The organism is Streptomyces sp. NPDC047072 (assembly GCF_040643855.1).
GTDB lineage: Bacteria > Actinomycetota > Actinomycetes > Streptomycetales > Streptomycetaceae > Streptomyces.
Genome location: NZ_JBEYVC010000022.1, coordinates 62,209 through 84,739, shown reverse-complemented (window position 1 = coordinate 84,739; position 22,531 = coordinate 62,209). Strand labels below are relative to the sequence as shown.

The 22,531-nt window shown below is 70.5% G+C and carries 13 protein-coding genes; 4 read left to right on the top strand and 9 right to left on the bottom strand.

Annotated elements, in window-relative coordinates; translation table 11 throughout:
- Positions 1-426: 426 nt before the first annotated feature.
- From ABZ896_RS13075 to ABZ896_RS13065, 3 genes are read right to left on the bottom strand one after another with little or no spacing between them, the layout of a single operon-like run.
- Positions 427-1,440: a hypothetical protein gene (locus tag ABZ896_RS13075; RefSeq protein ID WP_360926514.1), complete on the bottom strand. Its 1,014-nt coding sequence runs from the start codon at positions 1,438-1,440 to the stop codon at positions 427-429.
- On the bottom strand, positions 1,437-2,729 hold the full coding sequence (locus ABZ896_RS13070; RefSeq protein ID WP_360926511.1) for a hypothetical protein: 1,293 nt from the start codon (positions 2,727-2,729) through the stop codon (positions 1,437-1,439). The genes ABZ896_RS13075 and ABZ896_RS13070 overlap by 4 nt, the downstream gene beginning before the upstream one ends.
- Positions 2,653-8,283 carry a tetratricopeptide repeat protein gene (locus ABZ896_RS13065; protein WP_360926509.1) on the bottom strand — a complete coding sequence of 1,877 codons (5,631 nt, stop codon included), beginning with the start codon at positions 8,281-8,283 and terminating at the stop codon, positions 2,653-2,655. The genes ABZ896_RS13070 and ABZ896_RS13065 overlap by 77 nt, the downstream gene beginning before the upstream one ends.
- Positions 8,284-8,504: 221 nt before the next feature.
- Between ABZ896_RS13065 and ABZ896_RS13060 the strand changes: the two genes are divergently transcribed.
- Positions 8,505-10,397 (top strand): hypothetical protein, encoded by a 1,893-nt coding sequence (locus ABZ896_RS13060; RefSeq protein ID WP_360926507.1) that lies wholly within the window; start codon positions 8,505-8,507, stop codon positions 10,395-10,397.
- Positions 10,398-10,423: 26 nt separating this feature from the next.
- Entirely contained in the window at positions 10,424-12,127 is a 1,704-nt protein-coding gene (locus ABZ896_RS13055) for a protein kinase (protein WP_360926506.1), read from the top strand.
- A 4-nt stretch (positions 12,128-12,131) separates the two neighbouring features.
- Here ABZ896_RS13055 and ABZ896_RS13050 read toward each other — a convergent pair whose 3' ends face one another.
- From ABZ896_RS13050 to argS, 3 genes are all read right to left on the bottom strand, one after another.
- On the bottom strand, positions 12,132-12,926 hold the full coding sequence (locus ABZ896_RS13050) for a DUF2690 domain-containing protein (protein WP_360926503.1): 795 nt from the start codon (positions 12,924-12,926) through the stop codon (positions 12,132-12,134).
- The gene (locus tag ABZ896_RS13045) at positions 12,923-13,705 is read right to left on the bottom strand and encodes a peptidoglycan-binding protein (RefSeq protein WP_360926500.1); all 783 of its coding nucleotides are present in this window, start codon (positions 13,703-13,705) and stop codon (positions 12,923-12,925) included. Before ABZ896_RS13045 ends, ABZ896_RS13050 begins: the two co-directional genes overlap by 4 nt.
- Before the next feature lie 295 nt (positions 13,706-14,000).
- Positions 14,001-15,767 carry an arginine--tRNA ligase gene (gene argS, locus ABZ896_RS13040; RefSeq protein ID WP_360926551.1) on the bottom strand — a complete coding sequence of 589 codons (1,767 nt, stop codon included), beginning with the start codon at positions 15,765-15,767 and terminating at the stop codon, positions 14,001-14,003.
- A gap of 189 nt (positions 15,768-15,956) precedes the next feature.
- On the opposite strand from argS, the gene lysS reads away from it, so the two are divergent.
- Positions 15,957-17,705: a lysine--tRNA ligase gene (lysS, locus tag ABZ896_RS13035; RefSeq protein ID WP_360926497.1), complete on the top strand. Its 1,749-nt coding sequence runs from the start codon at positions 15,957-15,959 to the stop codon at positions 17,703-17,705.
- A gap of 70 nt (positions 17,706-17,775) precedes the next feature.
- Here lysS and ABZ896_RS13030 read toward each other — a convergent pair whose 3' ends face one another.
- The 3 genes from ABZ896_RS13030 to ABZ896_RS13020 form a co-directional block, all read right to left on the bottom strand.
- Positions 17,776-19,056 carry a DUF2637 domain-containing protein gene (locus ABZ896_RS13030; protein ID WP_360926548.1) on the bottom strand — a complete coding sequence of 427 codons (1,281 nt, stop codon included), beginning with the start codon at positions 19,054-19,056 and terminating at the stop codon, positions 17,776-17,778.
- Between the two features lie 119 nt (positions 19,057-19,175).
- Complete coding sequence (locus tag ABZ896_RS13025; RefSeq protein ID WP_360926494.1) at positions 19,176-20,057, bottom strand: DUF3558 family protein; 882 nt, start codon at positions 20,055-20,057, stop codon at positions 19,176-19,178.
- Between the two features lie 118 nt (positions 20,058-20,175).
- Positions 20,176-20,958, bottom strand: coding sequence for a DUF3558 domain-containing protein (locus tag ABZ896_RS13020; protein WP_360926491.1), 783 nt, complete (start codon positions 20,956-20,958; stop codon positions 20,176-20,178).
- Between the two features lie 206 nt (positions 20,959-21,164).
- Here ABZ896_RS13020 and ABZ896_RS13015 point away from each other — a divergent pair, with 206 nt between their 5' ends.
- The gene (locus ABZ896_RS13015; RefSeq protein WP_360926488.1) at positions 21,165-22,358 is read left to right on the top strand and encodes an RtcB family protein; all 1,194 of its coding nucleotides are present in this window, start codon (positions 21,165-21,167) and stop codon (positions 22,356-22,358) included.
- Positions 22,359-22,531: the final 173 nt, after the last annotated feature.

Below are 22,531 nucleotides of genomic sequence, written 5' to 3'. Positions count from 1 at the left end.
GCCAGCAGGGTGCGGCCCTCGGCGAGGAGACGGGCTCTACGGGGCCGTAGCTCTGCGGTCTCCGTGCACGCCTCCACCACCGCCGTGACGAAGTGCTCCTCCACCTTGTCGCCCGCCAGGCGTTCGGCGATCGCCGTCTCGCCCAGACCCGTGGCCTCGGTCAGGCCCCGCGCGGTCAGCCCGGCCTCGCGCACGCGGTGGCGCAGGAACTCCGCGAGCGCCCGGTACTCCTCCGTGTCCGCCCGCGACGGACCGAACCTCCGGCCCGGCCGCCCGGCCGACCGCTGACTGTGGGACTCCTGTTCGGCCATCTGTCCCCCGGGGGGCCGTTCTGCCTTGTCCACGGACAAAGGTCATTGTCGGGCATCCAGGGGTCCACGGTCAGTGACTTCGGCCGCACCATGCCGACGCCGGGCCGGATCAAGGTCAGCGGGAGCGCTCCGCCAGGGTCACCAGGAGGTGGGCGGACTCCGGGTGGACGAAGTCGGAGTGGGCGCCCGAGGGGTGGAGGCGGCGGGCGCGGAGGCTGCCGCGGTAGCGCCAGTCGGCGTCGATGTTGACCAGGCGGTGGTCGAGGACCTCCTGCGGATAGAGGGTGTCAGTGGGAAGCAGCCGGGTCGAAAACTGGGGGACCGGGGCCGCGCCTGTGCCCGAGTGGCCGATTCCCGGTGCCTTCTCGGCGCGGAGATGCCAGTAGCCGGTGGCCCGGTCCCAGCGGGAGTGGGTGAGGGCGATCGGGCCGCGCAGGGGGGCGCCGGGGTGGCCAGGGGTGGGGAACAGGGTGGCGAAGCGGGTGGTGAAGATGTCCCGGGGCGCGGCCATCTGGAAGACCAGCGCGCTGTCCACGGTGAAAGGGCGGCGCGGGTCCCGGGGCGTGCTCCAGCCCAGGACCGGTGGCTTCTCCGCCGCACGCTGCATCGCCTCGCACACGAATCGGCCGCCGAAGGAGTGGGCCATGAGATGCAGGTACTTGCCGCTGCGGCCCGCCATGACCGGTGGACCCTTCGGGTCGCCCCGTTCGGTGTCCAGATAGCCGAGCAAGTGGCCGATCACGTACGGCGCGTGGCCCTTGCCCTCCGCGCTCATGGCGTGCGCCCGGTCCCTGATCTCGAAGTAGTTCAGGCCGGACGACGGCCAGCGGACCACCACGCACCAGGGTCGGTAACCGCTCTTCAGCCCCGGGTAGCGATCCGGGGCCGCATCGTGCAGCGCGGTGGCCTGTTCGAGCAGCCGCACCGCGGTCCGGGTCGCCTGCCTGGGTGGAGTCCGCCAGCCGTGGACGTACACATGGACATCGGTTGCCCAGGACGGGATGCGTAGACGCCGGGCCAGGTGGTCGGCCACCCGGTTGACGGGCACAGGGGTTCCGCCGCCGGGCAGGACCAGGCGCCCCTGTTCGTCGAGGTCGACCTCGGCAGGCGGAGGGAGACGGCGGATCACGAGTCCAGTTCCAGCCTGCTGTCGATGCCGCAATGCAGGGCGTAGGCGAGGGCGAGGGGATTGTGGTACTTCTCGGCGAAGTCCCCCACCAGCCGCCTGCTGATCTCGCCCGCTGTCTGCTCGCCGGTGAGATACAACTCCAGGAAGGCGTAGGCATATTCGGTCGCGAAGACCTGCGGGATCTCGATCTGCGGGGCGAGTACGCCGTCGGCGCCCATCTCACGCAGCCGCTCGCCCAGGTTCCGCAGGGCGCCGGGTGGAGCGCCTCGGCCGGTGTGGCAGGCGTTGAGGAGGACGAAGGGGCGGAAGCGGGAGTGAGGTGTGCGGGGAATGCCTTCACGGCGTTCGAAGACCATCGTGCCGTCGATGTGCTCCCCGTCGGAGAGGCAGACAGACAGACCGTGGCCCGGACCGCCCGCTCCCATGCCCACGTCGACGTAGTGGCCGTGGCACCAGAAGTACATGACATCCTCGTCGAGGATGTGCCGGGACAGTGCCTGAAGCAGTTCGTCGCTCTGGGTGCGCACCACCAGCCAGGTGTGGTCGTCCAGCAGCCGGTGCACCTCCGCGGCGCGGCCCACGCTGTCCAGGGCCGTGTCTTTGTTGAGACTGGTCGCCGCGCGGTCGCGCCGGCCAAGCGGGGCATGGTGCCAGCCGTCGTCGTCGCCGTGCTCCACCTCGTGCCGGTGGCCGAGAAACGCCTCCCAGGGTTTGACGCAGCGCTCCGGGTCCACCGCCAGCATCGACCACGGAAGGTGGACGCAGGAGTCGAAACTGACCCGCATCGGGCTGGGCCCGGCCAGCGCGGACATCAGGAACTCCCTGACCCGCTGCAAGTCCGCGTCGTCGCCCGCGAGCATGCTGCGCAGCAACGCGTGGCCGTCGCGCGCGAGTCGGGCGGTGATGGGGTCCGTGACATGCGCATAGTCGTTCAGGTCAGCCGTCTCGGCGAGGGGGAAGGAGCCCGCCCGGCCGTCTTCGTCGCCGTCCGGGTTCTCGTAGCGCACCAACCTGTCCCGCCAGAAGTCACGCAGCCGGTTGCCACGCGCCTGCAGCTGCTGCTCGGACACCGTCAGCCTGGCGCTGTGCCACACCCGATCCCAAGGGGCCTCCGGCTTGGGTGCGTTGACCTTGATGCGCAGGCCGTCGGAGCCCGAGCTGATGATCACCCGCAGCTGGGGGAGGAAGCCGCGCGGCGGTGCCGACTGCGCCTCACCCGTCTGCCGGGGTATCCCCGTGAAGCCGCGGGAGGGGTCTCGCACGATCTCCACGGCTATTTCCAGCGCCATTCCCGTTTTCCTCCCCCGTGCCGTGCGGCGCGTTCCCCAGTACCGGGACGACCGCCCTGATCTCCTGCAACACATGCCCAGACGCGTGGTCGTAGAGCGTGAAACGTACGTCGTGGTCCCCGGGCCCCCGAGCGGTGAAGGTGAACCGGGCGGGGCCGGTGGGGCCGTCGGGGCCGCCCTCCGGCAGCTCCGTCAACGCCGGTTCGACCGAGGCGGGTGTCCGACAGCTTGCGGTCACCACCACCCGCCCCAACTCGGTCTCCGGTACTCCTGCCACTCGTTCCAGCCGCACTTCCAGCGGTGCCGGACTGCCGACAGCCGGCACGTCGTCCGCCGGCAGGGTCAGGCGGGCCTGCCATGCGGGGCGTGCGGTGCGCAAGCGCCAGCGGAGCAGGGGAATGCCCGGGTGATCGGGGCCGTAGGTCCGTTCCCAGGCCGCCAGGACGTTTTCGTGGGTCGGCCCTGCTTCCGGCGTGCCCGCTTCCAGACAGACGAATGCCAGCTCGGTGAGGCTCTCCAGGGTGTCGGGGTGGTCGGGTCCGAACATGCGGGCACGGGCCGCGTGGACGGCCTTCAGGAGGTCCACGGCAGCTGAGGGCGCGCCCGAGTCGGAGAGGGCGTGGGCCAGTTCGGTGGTGAAGGTGGGGAGGAAGCCGTCGTGGTTCCAGGCCAGGATCTCGACGATCACGCCGAGCCTGGTCGTGTCCGGGCTCTCCGTCGACCAGCCAGGCTTTACCCGCGCTTCGGCCGCGCGACGGTGGATCTCGGCGACGGCATCAGGGGTTACGGGAAAGTCGAGGTACGGGACGAGCCCGGAGAACCTCCTGAGTCTGTCACCGAGAACAGCCAGGGCCGCGCTCGGCTCAGCCGCCTGGAGCAGGGCGTGGGCCAGCACGTTCAGCATGTCCAGGGTGAGCCGGCTGTCCGGGCCGTGATGTCGGGCGGCATCCGCCACCAGAGTCCGCGCCTCGCGCACCGCGCGGTTCGCGGGGCCGATGTCGGCCGTCATCCAGATCAGGTGGGCGCGTGCACCCAGCAGCGACAGGTGTTCTTCGGGAAGCTGTTTCGCGTACTGCCGGACGGCCTCCTCCAGGAGGATCGCCGCCTGGCGGGTGTCGCCCGCCTCCCAGTGGGCGTATGCGAGGTCGACGCGGCACTCGACCGTGTCGGGGTGATCCGGCCCGCGTACTTGGCCGCTGTTGTCGGCCAGCGCCGTCAATTCCTGTACAGCGCGCCGCTGTTCGCCCGCTGCGCGCAGGGCGAAGGCGATGTGGCCGCGCGCGGTGAGGAAGGCTTCAGGGTCCTCGTCCCGCGCGCAGCGGCGGTGGTCCTCCAGGAGGGCGTCGGCCTCCGCCGCGGCCTGCCGGATCCGGCCTGACTTCCTGAGTGCGCCCAGGAGCCGGAGACGGGCGCTCAGTGTCCTGGCGTCCAGGGCGCCGAACCGGACCCTGTGGTGTCGCACCAGTTCCGCGGCGGTTTTCGCGGCCTTGCCCGCCGCCGCCGGGTCCGAGTGCACCCAGGCGATGTCGTCCCGTATGTCCAGTGTGTCTGAGTGCTCGGGGCCCAGCAGGCGTTCGAGGGTCTCTCGCAGCTCCTCCAGTTCCCGCAACGCGCCCACGCGGTCGTCAGCCAGCTCGCGTTTTCTGGCCAGCGACTGACGACAGGCCAGGGTGGCGTAGTGCTCCGGGCCCAGGGCAGCCGTACGGTCCGCCACGAGCTGTTCGAGCATGGCGATCGCGCGAGCATGGTCCCACCGCTGGGAGTGGGTGTAAGCAAGCAGGTCCCGGGTTGCGAACACCTCGGCGTCCTCCTGGCCCAGGATCCGTTCCTGGTCCGCGACCACCGACTCGTATCCGGCGATCGCCCGCTCGTAGCGGCCGTGCCTGGCCTGTGTCCAGGCGAGCACCCGCCGGGCGATCAGCGTCCGGGGGTGGTCCGGGCCCAGCACACGCTCGTGCTGGGCCACGGCCTCCTCCGCGAGGCCCACGGCCGATTCGAGCTCGCCCAGCCTGCTGTGGCCCTCGACGACGTCGAGGCGCACGTCCAGCACGGCCGCGTGGTCCGCTCCGAGGACGCGGATCCGGTCGCGCAGTACGGACTCGAACTCGGTGAGCGAACCTCGGTGGTCGCCTGTCTTCCGCCGGGTCAGCGCCAACTGCTGCCGAACCGACAGGGTCCGGGGATGGTCGTCGCCGGACCTGCGCGTGCGGGCGGCGACGACCTCCTCGTACACGATGACGGCCCGCTCCGGTGCTCCGGCTTTCCGATGGGCCCACGCCAGGTTCTCGTGGACGATGAGCGTGGCCGGGGCGTCGACACCGCAGAGCCGACGGCGGTCGGCCAGCAGGACCGACAGTTCCTCCAACGCCCTGTCGTGATCCTTGGCGGAGGAACGGGCCAACGCCAGGTTGTTGCGGACGCCGAGGGTGTCCGTGGCCTCCGGGCCCTGGAGCCGGAGACGATCGGCGAGGAGTGCCTCGTACGACTTGACTGCTCCCCTGTGCTCGCCCGCGACGCTCAACGCCCAGCAATGCCCTCCCCGGGCGTTCAGCGTCGCCTTGTGCTCCGGGCCCTGGACCCGGGCCCGGTCGGCGACGAGCGCGCCGAAGGCATCGACCGCCTCCCGATGCCGTCCCGCGTCGAGCAGGGTCCACGCCCGCTCCGCTCGCCTGGTCAGCGTCCAGAGATGGTCCGGGCCGTACAACTGCTGGTGTACGGCAACCAGGTCGTCGTACATCTCGATGGCCCTCGCATGGCTGCCCGCTTCGGAGAGAGCGTTGGCCAGTTTCCGCCGCAGGTCGAGCACTCGAGGGTGGGCCCCCGGGCGTCCGAGCGTGGTGACCACGTCGTGCAGTACGCCTTCCAGGTCGGCGATCGCGCCCTTGGGATCGCCTGCCAGTTGCCGTACCCGAGCCAGGTCCTCGCGCGTCTCCAGCACGGTGGGATGCCGGTCACTCAGAACAGCGATCCGGTCCGGCAGAAGGGCCTCCATGAGCTGGATCGTCCGGGTGTAGTGACCCGCCGAGCAGTGGGCCCGGGCGAGGTTGGCGCGAGCGATCAGCGTTGCCGGGTGCAGCCGGCCGTACACCCGGGTGTGGACGGCGACGAGTTCCGTGAACTCCCGGAGCGCGAGGGCGTGGTCGCCCGCCCGGCGGAGAGTGCCCGCGCGGAAGGCCCTGGTCCACAGAGTCACGGGATGGTCAGGGCCGAGCACGCGCGTGTAGTCGCCGACGAGTGCCCCGTAGTCGGCGATGGCCCCGGCGTAATCGTCGCAGTTGCGCCGTACCCGCGCGATGTCCTGGCGGTATTCGAGTGTGGCCGGATCGTCCGGGCCCCGCACCCGGGCACTGTGCTCGGCCAGCGCCTCGAAGTCCGGCAGCGCGGGCTCTGCCCCCGCCACGGCCCAGCGGATGTACGCGTGGCGCTGGCGGCAGCGCAGGGTATCCGCGTGGTCTTCGCCCTGCACACGTACACGGTCGGCGAGGAGTTTCCCGTACAGGGCGAGCGCCTTGGCCGTGTCGCCCGCCGAGGAGTGGGCCGAGGCCAGATCGGCACGGCTGTTCAGGGTCTCGGGGCCGTCCGGGCCGTGGACGGACGTACGGTCTGTCACCACCGCTTCGTACAGTCGCAGCGCCGTCTTGTGATCGCCGGCCGTTTGGAGGGCACCGGCGAGGGCGGCACGGGCGGACAGGGTGTCCTCGTGCCGCTCGCCCAGCACCTGCCCGCGGTCGGTGACAACCGACTCGAACTCGGCCACCGCTTCCTCGGGGCGGCCCGCTTCCTGAAGGGCTCTCGCCAGGTCGGCACGGGCGGTGAGGGTGTCCTCGTGCTCGGGGCCCTGGACGCGGCAGCGGTCGGCCACCACAACTCCGAGTTCCCGTACGGCCCGTATCGCCTCGTTGGCCCGGTGGTAGGCCAGGGCCAGATCGTGGTGGCTGCGCAGGGTCTGCGGGGCGTCCGGGCCGTGCAGACGGCGGCGATCCAGATACAGGTTGCTGTACAGCTCGACGGCTCGGGCCGGGTTGCCCGCCTGGGCGTGCAGGTCGGCGAGGCGGTCGCGGTCCGCGAGGGACTCGGGGGCGTCGTCCTTCAGGAGACGAGCACCGATGTGGACGACCCGGTCCATGAGGGGGAGAGCGAGGGCCTGCTGCTCACGTGAGATCAGTTCCTCGGCGCCACGGCGGTACATCGTGAGGACATCGGGTGCAGCAGAGGCACCCGAGGAGTCTGCCGGGGCCGGCTCCTGATGGGAACCCGAAGGGGACGCCAAGGCCTGGATGTGGACGAGCAACTGCCGCAGCCGCTCGTCCGAGGCGTGGGAGCACTCCGCTGCCAGGGCGTGTTCCGCGCGGTCGCGAGCGCCTGGGTCCTCGGCTGGTGAAGCCTGGCGCAGGGTTCGCTGGACCAACCGGTGCAGGCTCAGACCGGCGGAGCCGGGAGTGATCAGGTGATATGCGGCGAGCGCCGCCTCGGCGCTGTCCACCGACGAGGACTCCGATACCACCAGGCGTCGTGCCACCTCGTGCGGCACCGGCTCTGCGGCGAACCATGCCAGCGCGTACAGCAGAGGTACGGCCACCGGGTCGGACCCGCGGATCGTCTCCAGACTGGTCCGCCAGATCTGTGCGATCGTTCGCCCCGAGCGGCCCGGTCCGTCGGTGAGGACCGAGTCCGGCACCCGGGCCAGCCGCTCGCGGTAGGCGTCGAGCCGGATGCGGGTCTCTCGCAGGTACGCTCCCGCCTGAGTGAGAGCCAGCGGCAGATGGCCGAGATCGGCGGCGAGTTGCACGACCAACTCGTCGTGCGCCACCGCGCCCGTGGGCCCGGCGGTGGCACGCAGCAGCTCTACGGACTCCTCGTCGCCGAGTACGTCGAGATCGACCAGTTCCGCGCCCTCGGGCCAGCCGTCCCGGCTCCGGCTGGTCACCAGCTGGTGGCCATGACCCAGCAGGCGCCCCATTACCGGGGTGAGATCCTGCGGGCGCTCGACGTTGTCGTAGACCAACAGCCAGCCGGGGTGTCGTTCCAGCCAGGTCAGTGCCCACTCGGTGCGCTTGCGGGCAGAGGCGCGGGCGGCCCACAACGGGTGGAGGCGCTGGGCCAGGTCAGCGAGGCCGGTCTGGATCTGTTCGTCGCTCTCGCCGGTGATCCACCAGGTCAGCGAGTAGGAGTCACGGGAGATGTGGGCATAGCGCAGCGCCAGGGCCGTCTTGCCGATCCCGCCCAGGCCGCTCACCGTGGTGGCGGTCGCCGTCGCCTGAGTAACGATGCCCCGCCCCGAGGACCGGGACAAGGACTGCCGTAGCCGGTCGAGGTCGGTGGTCCGGCCGATGAACGGCTGCGTCGGTTGCGGCGGCAGATTGCTCAGGCCCGCGGGCGGACGCACTCGCTCGGCCGTCGCCTTCTCGGTCTCCGTCAGTGCCGGTGGGGCCGGATCACCGTACGGATACGCATCGGAGAAAGGCTTCGGCACCGCGCCGCCTTGTCCGGGCATCGCCGGATCGGCCCGTAACGCGGTACTGCCGGTGGCCCGTGCATCGTCCGTGACGCTCATGTCCCCCCGTGCCTGACCTGACGCCGGTCCCCTGAGGCGGGCCATTCCGCTTCGGGGTGCGGCAGCTACGGCTGACCATCAACCGTAGCGGGACGCAGGGGAGTTGTCAGCGCTTGCGGCGGCCTGTACCGCGTGCCCGAGAAGACATCGCGAAGTGCGGGGGTCGGTGGGTGGCGATGCGGATACCGTGACAGTGAAGAGGCGCTACCTGGGGGGACGGCATGGCCGACGAGCTGCTGCTCGCGCGTGTGCACTTCGGGCGGGAGGACGCCGAGCGGGACGTGACCGAGGGGCTGTTGCTCCGCGGCGGGTTCCTGCCGAACGCCGCCTATCGCGCCGCCATGAGCGGGCGCAAGATGCTCATCATCGGGCGCAAGGGGTCCGGCAAGAGCGCCGTGTGCATGCAGCTGATGGCCGATCGCGGGGACGCGTACGCCGAGCGGCTGCTGGTCACCCCTGACGAGGCCGCCGGGGAGGAGATCCGGCGGTTCGAACTGCAAGGACTGCCGGGGGACTCTGCCAAGGCGTTGATATGGCGGTTCGTGTTCGCCGTCCATGCCGCCCGGCATCTCGTGGCCCACGCCAAGGACGCGCACGACGGCGGTCACAGGATCGACTCGGTAAAGGCGCTCGCCCGGTTCCTCAAGCAGAACGGCGAGGCGGCAGGCGGCGAGCGGCTCGTGGACCGGCTCGCCCAGGGCGCGCGGGGGTTGCAGACGTCGTTGTCCCTGGAGGCGTTCGGGGTCAAGGCAGGGCTGGATCTCGCCCAGGCACCGTCCGAAGGAGCCCAGGCCGCACGGCAGTTGGAGGTTGTCGAGCGCGGAGTGGCCCGGGCCTTCGACGAGTTGGGGTGTGCCGACGCGCACGGGCCTCTCCTGGTCATGGTCGACCAGCTGGAGCTGGTGTGGTCGGCCGAGGCGGACAGCATCTCCATGGTCATCGGGCTGCTGCTGGCGGCCAAGCACGCGACGAGTCTGTACCGGCGTTCCGTGCGCTTCCTGCTGTTCCTGCGCGCCGACATCTACGACTCCCTCTCCTTCGGGGAAGGGGACAAGTACCGGGGCGACGAACTGCGCATCTCCTGGACCGAACAGGCGCTGCGGGATCTCGCGCTGGCCCGGGCGCGGGCCTCCGCCGGGGTGGAGGTGACCGAGGAACGACTGTGGGGTGGTGAGGTGTTCCCGGCCGTTGTGGGGGACGAGGAGACGCCGTCGTACCTCTTCCGGCGCTGTCTGCCCCGGCCGCGGGACGCCATCCAGTTCCTCAACCTGTGCCAGGAGACCGCCTGGTTAGTCAACGGGCGGGAGCGGATCACCGAGGAGGACGTGCTCCAGGCCGGGCGGCAGTTCTCCACGTGGAAGCTCAAGGACCTGGCCCTGGAGTATCTCGTCGCGCATCCCTTCCTGAAGAACCTGTACCCGCTCTTCCAGAACAACGGGTACGTCGTCACGCGGACCGCGCTCGCCGCGCGATTCGAGGCCGCCGTGGGCTCGCTGCACTCGCTGTTCCCCGCGTACACCGAGGCGTTGACGCTTCCCGGGATCGTCGACGTCCTGCACGGCGTCGGGTTCCTCGGGGTGCGGCGCGGCAACGACGTCGTGTTCGTCATGGACGACGACCTGCCGGTGCAGCCGCACGAGACGGAGTTCCACGTCCACCCGTGCTTCCGCGCGGCGCTCGGCGCGACCACCGCGATGGACCTGCGGCGCTTCGAGGCGTACGACGGCGACGTGCTCGGGACCCGCGTCCTGCAGAGCGGAGACGTCCACAGCGTGTCCATCCGACCCGTCCGGCTCGATGAGGAACTGCAGCGCTCCTGCCACTCCGTCCTCGCCCAGACCGGGCGGGCGATCGAGCTGACGCAGGACGCCCGGGACGAGATCAGCCGGCACATCGGGCACGTCATGAACGACACCTTTGCGGACGGTGACGAGCAACTCCTCGCTGCTGCACACTACTTCGACAGCCTCGCCGCCCAACTCCTGGCCAGCGGGTTGGGGGACGGGACCGGCGGCGCGGGCGGCATCGCGCGGCGGCTGGAGGACGAGGCACGGCGGCTGCGGCGGGTCGCGGGCGGGTCGTACGGGGCGTCGGGCAGCTCGGCGGGTGTGTGACCGGGTGAGGGCGGGGGAGGCGCGCGATGCGTGGGGAACTGCTCGCCGGCCGGTTCCTGATCGGGGACCGGCTCGGGGTCGGAGGGATGGGCGAGGTCTGGGCCGCGCAGGACGAGCGGATGCGGCGGGACGTGGCCGTGAAGCTGGTCCACGCCTTCGGGGCGAACGAGGAGGAGACGCGGACGCGGTTCCGGCGGGAGGTGCAGCTGGCGGGGCGGCTGTCGCACCAGAACATCGTCACCGTGCACGACTGGGGCGAGGTGCCGGTGGGCGGACGGCCGGTGTTCTACCTTGTCATGGAGCTCGTCCAAGGCGTCTCCCTCGGCCGAAGACTCAAGGAGGGCGCTCCCGCCTGGCCGCTCGCCGTCGGGTGGGCCGTACAGATCGCCCAGGCGCTGGACGCGGCGCACCGGCGGGGTGTCGTGCACCGGGACATCAAGCCGGCCAACGTGCTGCTGACGCCCGAGGGGACGGCGAAAGTGCTGGACTTCGGGGTGGCGAAGTTCCTCGGCGAGACGATGAGCGTGCATGAGCTGACGGTGACGGGGGCGCTGCTCGGGTCACCGCCGTACATGTCGCCCGAACAGGCCGACGGCGCCCGGGAGATCGACCACCGCAGCGACCTGTACTCCCTGGGATGCCTGCTGTACCACGCGCTGACCGGCCGGCCGCCCTTCGTCGGCGACAACCCGCTGGCGGTGCTGCGGAAACAGCTGGACGAGACACCGGTGCCGCCGGGGCGGCTGGTCGAAGACCTGCCGGATACCTTGAACGGCCTCGTGCTGGGCCTGCTCGCCAAGAGCCCCGATGACCGGCCGGTCGACGCGGACGCCGTCCAACAGGCTCTAATCGAGGTGCTGGTGGAGGAGTCCATGGGGGCGGACGGGGACACCGTGCTGGAGGCCTCCCGGCTGGAGCACGCCGGGTCCGTCGCCGGGCGGTTCCTGAGGACGGCGCGGGAACTGCTGCAACTGGCGGAGGCACAGCGGGCGCAGGCCGGGCACGCCCTCGCGGCGGCCCTGCGCGCGGCGAGCCTGGAGGGGGAGCAGGCCGCGCGGGACATCGATGTGATACGTGGCGCTGCGCGGACGGAGGCCGAGCGGATTCGGGAGGCCGCGGCGCGTGAGGGCCGGGCACTGCTGGACGAGGCCCGCCTGGAGGCGGTGCGCATCCGCCACGAGGCGCGGCGCGAGGCGCTGGCCTTCGCCGAAGGGGTGAAACAGGACACCGCCGGGCTGCGGGCGGCCACGGCGGACGAGAGCGTGGAGGCGACGGACGCGGCCCGGGCGCCGGCGACGATGTACGCGGACCGGCAGGCCCGGAGCCCGGGGTGGATCACGGGAGAAGGCCCGGAGCGCGGCTCCGACACCACCCGCCCCGAGAAGTCGAAGACGAAGAAGGCGCTGACCTATCTCGGGCTGATCGAGGACGACGGCGACCTGGACGACGACGTGCAGCCCGAGCCCGAGCCTGTGAGCGCGCCCAAGAACGAGCTGTCGCGCAGGCCCGCGGCCGGTTCCACCGCCAACTCCGGTTCGTCCCCGTTCTGGATGGCAGTACCGATGGCCCGGCAGCTTTTCCCGGAGGACGGCGGCATCGAACCCATCGGTGAACTGCTTCCGGGCACCTGGTACCTCGCGGTGGAGTCCCGGGGCTCGGCACTAGTGGTGCAGACGCAGGACGGGCGGCGGGGCATCCTCCAGGACACCGTCGGCATCCAGCGCGGCTGACCTCTCAGGGCACCACCCCCGCCACGCACTCCCGGTGGCCCGCCGTTGCCGGGGCGAAGCAGGCCTGGACCTTTGTGCCGGGGGTCGTGACCGTCATGTACGTGTAGACGTAGGCGTTCGTCTCGGCCGGGGTGCGGATCTGCGCGTGGCGGTTGCCCGGGGTCACCGTGAGCTCGTCGCCGAGGCGGGTGTCCCACATGCGGGCCCAACTGGTGCCGCACACCTCGCTGTAGCGCAGTTCGATCCAGGCACCGGTGGCGGTGCGGTGGTCGGCGAGGGTGTCCGGCTGGGCGGCGCATCTGAGGGCCATGGGGTCCTTGCCCTTGCATTCGGCGCCCGAGCAGAGGGGGACCACGGCGGTCGGGGACGCCGAAGTCGCCGTAGGGGAGCCGCCGTTGGGGAGCAGGAGCAGGGCGAGGACCAGCGCCGCGACGATGACCGCGCACGCGGTCACCAGGGCCGCCACCACGGCCGCGCGCCGATGGTCCGGGCGGGGCGTCCCGTCCTCCGGAGGAGTAGAGGGCTCCGGAGCTGGGAGCGCCGCGCGGCCGCCCCACTCCGCCTCCGCCAGTTCCCACAGCGCCAGGTACCGGGCGGTCGGCTCGGCCGCCAGCGCGCACAGCTCCTCCACCGCGGCGCGCGGGGGCAGCGTCCTGCCGTTCAGATAGCGCTCCCAGGACGACTTGCTGAACGTCGTCTCCCTCGCCAGCCCCGCCAGGCTCACCCCCGTGCGGGCCCGCAGCCCGCGCAGCTCGGCGCAGAGCCGCTCTCGCGCCGGGGACGGCTCCGGTACGGTCATCCGCGCATCGCCTTCCAGGTGTGCGGGCCGATGATGCCGTCCACGACCAGGCCCGCCCGCCGCTGGATCTCCTCGACCGCCCGCTGGGTCCGCGGACCGAAGATCCCGTCGACGGCGCCCGGCGAGATGCCCTTCCTGCGCAGCAGGCACTGCGCCTCCGCCACGTCCGGACCTGCGTTGCCCTGCGCCAGGTTGAGGTCCAGGGTGCGGCTGAGGCCCGCGTACCAGCGGCCGTCGGTCCGCTCCAGCCGGCAGGTGTACGGCGGGACCGGGGTCGTGCCCGATCCCGACACCGGCGGGGCCGAGAGCGCGGGCGGGGCGGCGGGGGTCGCCTCCGTCCCGCCGCCGTCACCGTCACCGTCGCCGTCCAGTCGTATGGCCACCAGCAGGGCCGCCGAGACGGCCAGGACCAGCGCCGACGCCCCCGCCACCAGCGCGATCCGCAGCGCCCGGCCCGGGGAGCGCGGGCCCTCCGCCGTCCTGGGCCGCGGGGCGGGCGGATCGGTCCGGTCCCGCGTCCACCCCTCGACCGCGACCTCGTGCAGGGCGAGCAGCCGGACCGGGTCCTCGCCCGCGATTCCCGCCAGCGCCCGCACGGCCTCCACGGGCGGCAGCGAACGGCCGCCCAGATAGCGCTCCCAGGACTTCGCGCTGTACCCCGTCTTCGCCGCCAGCTGTCGCAGGCTCAGGCCGCTGTGGTCCTTCAGCCTGCGTAATCGCACCACCAACTGCCGCACGCCCGGGTCCAGTTCCTCGGGCAGCGGTTTCCAACGCGACATGTGCTCCCCACTCGCGATCCGCATCGGCGTGAACTCAAGGATCCACGGAACCCGTGCGGCCGTGGTTCCCGCACCCGTACGGAATCGGCCATCGGTCTGCGGAACCGTCCCGCCGCGTCGTCCCACCGGGCGGTGTCCCCGCAGGTCAGAGGGGTGGGCGTCCCGTGACGACGTCACTTCCGCGGCAACCTTGGCCAGCGGTGCCGTCCGCGGTGCACGCTCGTGTCGTCAGCCAGCAGTACCGCGGCCCGTCCTCCCCGGGGGAGAGGACGGGCCGCGGTATGTGCCGGTGTTGTCAGAGGCGCTCCGGGGTCCTGATGCCCAGCAGGGCCATGCCCTTGTGCAGGGTGCGGGCCGTGAGGTCGACCAAGAGGAGGCGGTTCTCCGTGAGTTCGGCGGAGTTGTCCTCCGACAGCACCTTGCACTGGTCGTAGAACGTCGTGAGGTGCGAGGCCAGTTGGTACAGGTACGCCGCCAGCTTGTGCGGGGCGTACTCCGCCGCCGCCTCGTAGACGAGCGCGCCGAACGCGTCCAGGTGCAGGCCCAGCGCCCGCTCCGCCGGGGCGAGTTCGAGCTCCGGGTGCGCGGCCGGCTTCGCCTCGCCCGCCTTGCGCAGGATCGACTGGATACGGGCGTACGCGTATTGGAGGTAGACGGACGTGTCGCCGTTCAGCGATACCATCTGGTCCAGGTCGAACTTGTAGTCGCGGTTCGCCGACGTCGACAGGTCCGCGTACTTCACGGCGCCGATCCCGACGTAGCGGCCGTTCTCCACGATCTCGGCCTCGGACAGGCCCACCTTCTCGGCCTTCTCGCGGACGACTGCGGTGGCCCGCTCGACGGCCTCGTCGAGCAGGTCCTCCAGCTTGACCGTCTCGCCCTCACGCGTCTTGAACGGCTTGCCGTCCGCGCCCAGCACGGTGCCGTAGCCCATGTTGTGCGCGGTGACGTCGTCACCCAGCCAGCCCGCGCGGCGGGCCGTCTCGAAGACCATCCGGAAGTGCAGGGACTGGCGGACGTCCACGACGTACAGCAGGGTCGTGGCGTGCAGGTCCAGGACGCGGTTCCTGATCGCCGTCAGGTCGCTGGCCGCGTAGCCGAAGCCGCCGTCCGCCTTCTGCACGATCAGCGGGACCGGCTTGTCGTCCTTGCCGCGGATGTCGTCGAAGAACACGACCAGCGCGCCCTCCGAGCGTTCCGCCACGCCCATCTCCTCCAGGAGGCGGGCGGTCTCCGGCATGCCGTCGTTGTACGCCGACTCGCCGACGATCTCCTCGTCGCGGATCTCCATGTCGAGCTTCTCGAAGACGGAGTAGAAGTAGACCTTCGACTCGTCCACGAACCGCTGCCACAGGTCGAGGGTCTCCTTGTCGCCGGACTGGAGCTCCACGACCCGCTTGCGCGCCCGCTCCTTGAACGCCTCGTCCGCGTCGAAGACCGCGCGCGACGCCTTGTAGACGCGGTTCAGGTTCGACATCGCCTGCTCGCCGTCCGTGTCGGTCTTCGCCGACAGTTCGTCCGGGTGCTCGATCAGGTACTGGATGAGCATGCCGAACTGGGTGCCCCAGTCGCCGATGTGGTGCCGGCCGATGGTCCGCTCGCCGGTGAAGTCGAGCATGCCGCGCAGGGCGTCGCCGATCACCGCCGACCTGAGGTGGCCTACGTGCATCTCCTTGGCCACGTTCGGCTGGGCGTAGTCGATGACGGTGATGCCGGGGTGCTCCGCGAGGGGGACGCCGAGACGGTCGCCGTCCTCGTAGCGTGCCGCGAGGTTCTCGGTGATCGCCTTGTCGGAGATCGTGAGGTTGAGGAAGCCGGGGCCGGAGACCTCGATGTCCTTGATCACGTCGCCGGTGGTGATGTGGGAGACGACCTGCGTCGCCAGCTCCCTCGGGTTTGCCTTGGCCTTCTTGGCGAGGGCGAGGATGCCGTTCGCCTGGAAGTCGGCCCGGTCGCTACGTCGCAGCAGCGGGTCGACGCCGTCGGCTTCCGGGAGGGCGGAAGAGAGGGCGTCGGCGAGTCGCTGGTTGACGGAGTCGCTGAGGGACGTGACCGGGGCCATGGGGTGGGAGCCGTTCTCCTCGGGGGTTTGCGTAGACACGGTCAGTATCCCATGGGGGGTGTAGCGGTTTTTTTGGCTGCGGGCCGGTGGGGGCTGGTCGCGCAGTTCCCCGCGCCCCTGGGTTGGTGGGTGTGGCGCCTAGACTGGTATGCGCAGCCCTTTCACGCTGCCCAAGCCAGAAAGAAGGACGTGCCGATCGTGGGTCAGAGTGCCGAGACCACCGACTGGGTCTCCCGTTTCGCGGATGAGGTCATCGAGGAGTCGGAGCGTCGGGCCCCGGGCAAACCGGTTGTCGTCGCGTCCGGGCTGTCGCCCTCGGGGCCCATTCACCTCGGGAACCTGCGCGAGGTCATGACCCCGCACCTCGTCGCCGACGAGATCCGGCGCCGCGGTCACCAGGTGCGCCACCTCATCTCCTGGGACGACTACGACCGGTACCGCAAGGTGCCCGCCGGGATCGCCGGGATCGACGAGAGCTGGGCCGAGCACATCGGCAAGCCGCTGACCTCGGTCCCGGCGCCGAAGGGCTCGTCGTACCCGAACTGGGCCGAGCACTTCAAGGCCGCCATGGTCGAGGCGCTCGCCGAGCTGGGCGTGGAGTTCGACGGGATCAGCCAGACCGCGCAGTACACCGCCGGTACCTACCGCGAGCAGATCCTGCACGCCATGAAGCACCGCGGCGACATCGACGCGATCCTCGACCAGTACCGGACCAAGAAGGCGCCCGCTGCTGGGAAGAAGCCCCAGCAGAAGCCTCTCGACGAGGCCGAAGTGGAGGCCGCCGAGGGGTCCGGCGCGGCCGCCGAGGACGACGGCTCCTCCGGGACCGCCGGATACTTCCCGTACAAGCCCTACTGCGGCAACTGCGAGAAGGACCTCACCACGGTCACCTCGTATGACGACGACACCACCGAGCTGTCGTACACCTGCAACGCCTGCGGCTTCGCCGAGACCGTCCGGCTCAACGAGTTCAACCGCGGCAAGCTGGTCTGGAAGGTCGACTGGCCGATGCGGTGGGCGTACGAGGGGGTCGTGTTCGAGCCGAGCGGGGTCGACCACTCCTCCCCGGGGTCCAGCTTCCAGGTCGGCGGGCAGATCGTCGGGATCTTCGGCGGCAAGCAGCCCATCGGGCCGATGTACGCCTTCGTCGGGATCTCCGGCATGGCGAAGATGTCCTCGTCCAGGGGTGGCGTGCCGACCCCCGGTGACGCACTGAAGATCATGGAGCCTCAGCTGCTGCGCTGGCTCTACGCCCGCCGCCGCCCCAACCAGTCCTTCAAGATCGCCTTCGACCAGGAGATCCAGCGGCTCTATGACGAGTGGGACAAGCTCGACGCCAAGGTCGCCGACGGCTCCGCCCTGCCCGCCGACATCGCCGCGCACTCCCGCGCGGTACGCACCGCGGGCGGTGAACTGCCGCGCACGGCCCGCCCGTTGCCGTACCGCACGCTCGCGTCCGTCGCGGACATCACCGCCGGCCACGCCGACCAGGCGCTGCGGATCCTCACCGAGCTGGACCCCGCCGACCCGATCGGCTCCCTCGACGAGGCCCGCCCGCGCTACGACAAGGCCGAGGCCTGGATCAACACGCACGTCCCCGCCGACCAGCGGACCATCGTGCGCGAGGAGCCCGACCTCGACCTGCTGAAGTCCCTCGACGAGGCCTCCCAGCAGTCCGTACGCCTGCTTCTGGACGGCCTCGCCGAGAACTGGTCGCTCGACGGGCTCACCCACCTCGTCTACGGCGTCCCCAAGGTGCAGGCCGGCTTCTCCGCCGACGCCACGCCCAAGGAGCTGCCGGCTGAGATCAAGACGGCCCAGCGGACGTTCTTCGCCCTGCTGTACCACCTGCTGGTCGGGCGGGACACGGGGCCGCGGCTGCCGACGCTGTTGCTGGCGGTGGGTCAGGAGCGGGTTCGGCGGCTGCTCGGGGAGTAAGCGGTGCTACGAGGAGGGGGCGCCCGGTGAGTACCGGGCGCCCCCTCTCGTCGTAGCTCTGGCTTCAGGCTCAGGCGATGTGCTCGTCCGCCATCTCCGCGTTGAGCCGGTTGGTGAAGCGGGTCACCATGCGCTTGGCGTCGGCCTCGTCGAGCGTGACGTCGTACGTCATCTCGACGTCCTCGACGAAACCGCGCGGGGTCGGCGCGCCGTTGCCGCCCTTTATCGACTCACGGAAGACCAGGTAGTAGTCCTCCTCGGTCGGCTGCGCGGGCTCCGGCGGGCCGCCGCCCTCGCCCAGTTCCCGGGTGCGGTTCGGGCCCGACGGGATCGGGAAGCTGCCCGTCTCCTCCATCGAGGGCTCGCGGGGGCCCGGCACGTCGACCGGGTACTGCTCGACCGGGTACTGCTGGGCCTGCTCGAACTGGTCCTCGTACCAGGCCTGGTCCTCCGGGCCCGGGACATAGCGGGGCGGCTCGTAGCCCGGGTCGTAGTCGCCCTGGTACTGCTGCACATGCGGCGGCGGCGCGAACCACTGGCTCGCCTCCGGCTCCGTCGGCGCCATCTGGACCGGCATCGGCATCGGGGCCTGCTCCTGGACCGGCGCCTGCTGCTGGACCGGGGCCTTGGTCTCCAGCGCGCGGGCCGGGGCCGCCGACGCGACCGGCGCCGGCGGCAGCACCTGCGGCTCTATCCCCGCCGCGGCGAGGCCCGCCGGACCGGTCTCGGCTAGCGGAACGCCGTAGCGCGCCAGACGCAGCGGCATCAGGGACTCCACCGGGGCCTTGCGGCGCCAGGCGCGGCCGAAGCGGGCCTGGAGGCGGGCCTGGTAGACGAGACGTTCCTGCTCCAGCTTGATGACCTGCTCGTAGGAGCGCAGCTCCCACAGCTTCATCCGGCGCCACAGCAGGAAGGTCGGCACCGGCGAGAGCAGCCAGCGGGTGAGGCGGACGCCCTCCATGTGCTTGTCCGCCGTGATGTCGGCCATCCGGCCGATCGCGTGCCGGGCCGCCTCCACGGCGACCACGAACAGCACCGGGATCACCGCGTGCATGCCCACGCCCAGCGGGTCGGGCCAGGCCGCCGCGCCGTTGAACGCGATCGTCGCCGCCGTCAGCAGCCACGCCGTCTGGCGCAGCAGCGGGAACGGGATGCGGATCCACGTCAGGAGCAGGTCCAGGGCGAGCAGCACACAGATGCCCGCGTCGATACCGATCGGGAACACATAACTGAAGTTCCCGAAGCCCTTTTTGATGGCGAGCTCGCGGACGGCCGCGTACGACCCCGCGAAGCCGATGCCGGCGATGATCACTGCGCCGAACACGACCACGCCGATGAGAACGCGGTGCATCCGGGTCAGCTGCATGGGCGCGGCCACCCGTACTCCCCTCCCTGTACGTCTTGTTGCGCGCAACAGAGTGGCACATGTGTGCTGCGCACGCGTGGCCGGTAGTGGCCGTCAGCCCTACTTCAGCTCTTCTTTGCCGCCGACTTGGACGGAGAAGGGGAGGACGAGGGCGTCCTGGAAGCCGACTTGGAGGGCGTCGGGCTCGCCGAGCCGCCGACGGCGGCGCCCTCGCCGTTGGCCGCGGACACCGAGGCCACGGCCTCCTTCGTGGCCTTCTCCGCCAGCTTCACCAGGCTGTCCGCGCTCGGCGACTTGTCGCCCGCCAGACCCGCGCCGTTGTAGTCGAGGGTCACGACGACGTTCTCCACGCGCGTGACGACCGTCTGCTGCTTGAAGGCGCCTTCCTTCTTCTTCAGGTCGTACCGCACCAGCGTCGCCACATCACCCGTACCGGCGACCGTCTGCGACTTGACGTTCTTCGCGCCCTCCACCGCCTGGGCGTCCTGGACCTGCTGCTCGTAGTACTTCTGCGCCTGCTGCTCGCCCGAACCGCGCGAGCTGTCCGAGTCGAAACGCAGCAGGGAGACGTTCAGCCAGCGGAACTGGGAGCCCTTCACACCGTTGTTCGCGAGACTGCTCCACGAGCAGCTCCCGCGCGTCCCGGCCTCCGCGGTGCCCTTCTTCCCCGACTTCGCCGCCTTCGGTACGAGCTCGCCCAGCGTCTTGCCCGTCAGCACCGCGCACGACTCCGGCAGCGACTTGTACGCCGCCGCCTGCACCGTCGGCGCCGCGCTCGCCGACGCCGAGGCGCCCGGGCCGGTGCCCGCCGCCGCCGTGTCGCCACCGCTTCCACTGCCGCTGTCCCCGTCGGAGCCGGAGGAGCAGCCCGCCGCGACCAGCATCACGGGCACCACGGCCGCGCCCACAAGGACACGGGAAAGGCGCTTCGCTCGCTTCTCGCTCTGGTCACGCTCGGCTCGTCGCTGCATGGTTCCTTCACTCATGACGCTTGTGGTTCCTGCCGTCGGATCGGGTCCGAGGGGCCACGGTACGCGGTGAGGAGGACCTGCGGCCCTGCTTCGCCTGCTTCGTGCGCGGGGGTGAGGGGCCTGTGGAGGGCGCTCAGCTCGACAACGAGTCGGCCAGCTCCGACGCCAGTTTCCGGGCCTTGTCCTGCATTTCCTTGCTGTCCGGAGTCACGCCGAGCGTCGTCGGCTGCTCCTCGTACTCGATCGTCACGATCACGTTGGACGTGCGGAACGCCACAGTCACCGTGCGCTGCTGGGCCGTCGAGGCGGAGTTGCTCAACGTGTCGTCCAGGAACGCCTCGTCGCCCAGGTCGTCCAGGAGACGGGGCTGGAGGTCGGAGGGGGTGGCGGAGGCGGTCGGGGACGCGGTGGAGTTGGAAGGGGAGGGGCTCTCCGACACGTCCGACGTGGCGCTCGCGGTCGCCGTGTCCGGCAGATCCGCCTTCTCCTCCGCCTTCGCGAACAGCTCCTGCGCCTGGCTGTCGTCGCTGACCGCGTTGTCGTACGACACCACACGCTCGAAGTCGACCGAGAGGTGGTCGGTGGCGTCCGTGGACTCCACCTTCCAGCGGCAGCCGACCCGGCGGTCCGTGTCGTACGTCAGGGTCGCCTCGCCCTCGTACGCCAGCTCCTGCTGGTCCGGGTCCGTGATCTCCGCGATGCCGGGCAGCAGGGAGTCGAGGGTGCTGTGGGAGACCGCGCCGCAGGGCTCCGGGAGGGTGCGGTAGCGGCCGGGCTGGGCCGCGGCCGTGGCGGTGCCGGCGTCGCCGGGGTTGGCGTCGTCGGTGCTGCCGCCGCTGTCCGAGCTGCCGGTGCAGCCGGCCAACAGCGCCGCGAGGAGGGCGGCGACGCCGGGTACGTAGGCCTTCCGCTGCACGGTGGGGCTCCTCTCGGAATGTCTCCGAAACGGTGGGGATCTCAGTGTCCCCGCTGGTTATTCGCTTGCCGCAGGGGGGCGCCCCTTGGGAACAATGTCTATCGCACGCACTGCCGTGAACGCCGGTCCGTCATCCCTTTCGTCGACCTTGGCGCCGGTATTGCGATCTGTGACTTTTCTTTGGTTTGCGGGGGATTGAGGGCGATATGTCGTACGTGGAGATGCCGGGCGCGAAGGTACCCATCCGGATGTGGACCGACCCGGCGACGGTCGAGGAGGGCGCGCTCCAGCAGCTGCGCAACGTCGCGACCCTGCCGTGGATCAAGGGCCTGGCGGTCATGCCGGACGTCCACTACGGCAAGGGGGCGACGGTCGGGTCGGTCATCGCGATGCGGGGGGCTGTCTGCCCGGCCGCGGTGGGCGTCGACATCGGCTGCGGGATGTCGGCGGTGAAGACGTCACTGACGGCGAACGACCTTCCGGGGGATCTGTCTCGGCTGCGGTCGAAGATCGAGCAGGCTATTCCGGTGGGGCGGGGGATGCATGACAGTCCCGTCGATCCGGGGCGTATGCACGGGTTCGCGACTGCGGGGTGGGAGGACTTTTGGGGGCGGTTCGACGGGGTGGCGGATGCGGTCAAATTCCGTCAGGAGCGGGCTGGAAAGCAGATGGGAACGCTTGGAAGCGGAAATCACATGATCGAAATTTGTCTTGATCAGTCAAATTCGGTCTGGCTCATGCTGCACTCGGGGTCCCGGAACATCGGCAAGGAGTTGGCCGAGCATCACATCGGCGTGGCGCAGAAGCTTCCGCACAATCAGGGTCTAGTGGACCGTGACCTGGCGGTGTTCGTATCGGACACTCCGCAGATGGCTGCGTACCGGAACGACCTGTACTGGGCGCAGGAATACGCCAAGTACAACCGCGCGATCATGATGGGGCTTCTGAAGGACGTGGTCCGCAGGGAGTTCAAGAAGGCGAAGCCGGCCTTCGAGGCCGAGATCTCCTGCCACCACAACTATGTGGCGGAGGAGCGCTACGAGGGCATGGACCTGCTGGTCACACGTAAGGGTGCGATCCGTGCGGGATCCGGTGAGTTCGGGATCATCCCTGGTTCGATGGGCACGAGTTCGTACATCGTGAAGGGCCTCGGCAACGAGAAGGCGTTCAACTCCGCGTCCCACGGCGCGGGGCGGCGCATGAGCCGTAACGCGGCCAAGCGGCGCTTCACGGTTCGAGACCTGGAGGAGCAGACGCGGGGCGTGGAGTGCCGTAAGGACTCCGGCGTGCTCGACGAGATTCCCGGCGCCTACAAAAACATCGACCAGGTGATGGAACAGCAGCGGGATCTGGTCGAGGTCGTGGCGAAGCTGAAGCAGTTCATCTGCGTGAAGGGTTAGGAGTGCAGTGGGGTGCGGTGGTCGAGTGCCGCACCCCACAGCGTGCTCAGTCCGGCAGCGGTACTACGCCATGCAGCAGTTTCCACCGGCGATTTTGGCAGGGGCTCGTGGAGTAACCGAGCTGCGCAGCGGCGTGGGCGATGGTTGGGGCTGAGAGCAGGACCCGGTCCATT